This window comes from Streptomyces sp. NPDC059851 (assembly GCF_042732005.1).
Lineage (GTDB): Bacteria > Actinomycetota > Actinomycetes > Streptomycetales > Streptomycetaceae > Streptomyces.
Genome location: NZ_JBHWJJ010000218.1, coordinates 7,813 through 8,678, shown reverse-complemented (window position 1 = coordinate 8,678; position 866 = coordinate 7,813). Strand labels below are relative to the sequence as shown.

Annotated in this window: 2 protein-coding genes; both read right to left on the bottom strand. The window is 66.6% G+C overall.

The features are described 5' to 3' along the window. The coding region (locus ACFV7Q_RS37450; protein ID WP_385435415.1) for an IS5 family transposase at nt 1–339 on the bottom strand (339 nt) is incomplete at its 3' end. A 44-nt stretch (nt 340–383) separates the two neighbouring features. Next, the gene (locus ACFV7Q_RS37445; protein ID WP_385435414.1) at nt 384–659 is read right to left on the bottom strand and encodes a hypothetical protein; all 276 of its coding nucleotides are present in this window, start codon (nt 657–659) and stop codon (nt 384–386) included. Between the last annotated feature and the right edge of the window lie 207 nt (nt 660–866).

The following is an 866-nucleotide window of genomic DNA, read 5'->3' as shown; positions in this document are numbered from 1 at the left end:
CGCCGCCCCGGCGGCGTGCTGGTGGGCCCGGCAGACGGTGGAGTCGACGTTGACCTCCCAGGTGATCAGGCCCTTGGCGTCCGCCTCAGCCTGGAGCTGGGTGAGGATTCCGGCCCAGGTTCCGTCCCGCTGCCAGCGCCGGAACAGGTCGTAGACCCGGTCCCACGGCCCGTAGCGTTCCGGCACGTCACGCCAGGGGGCGCCGGTGCGGGTCCGCCACCGTATGCCGTCTATCAGCTGACGGCGCGTCCACACCTGCGGCCGGCCCGGCTTGATGCCCCGCGGCAGCAGCGGCTCAAGCCGGGCCCACTCGCCGTTCGTCAGATCTCCACGTCCCACGAGACGTGATCATGAACGAACAAGATCCATTTTCGCAACAGACCCTAGTCGCGTGAAGCCTGGTAACACGCCTCGTTGGCGTCGTCCATCTTCACGGCGAGGCTGTACAGGATGTTCTGGCAAACGATCGAACCGAAGCTGCCGTTTTCTCCGTACGCGCAGGCGTCCTGGACATTCGGGCCCACTATGTAGCCCAGGTTGCTCATGCAATTCACGCAGTCCGTATAGGACGCCTGCGCCGGCGATGCAGCAAGTACGGGGAGAGCCCCCGCCATGGCCGTCGCCGCCAACACGCCTATCGCGCGCTTCGCCCTGATCATGAACTGACTCCTCACGGCAAGATGACTCCTACTTGCCGACAGTCCATCACGCACGAAGTGCAACCCGGATGCATTTGCGAACAAATGGCCGATTCGTGGCGCGGGTTGACCAAAGCCCGATGAACGCAGGAGGGGGCGCCCCGGTGATCCGGGGGGGGCCCCCCCCACGGAGTCGGGGGGGGAACGGCCCCCACACGGGGGGGGGCA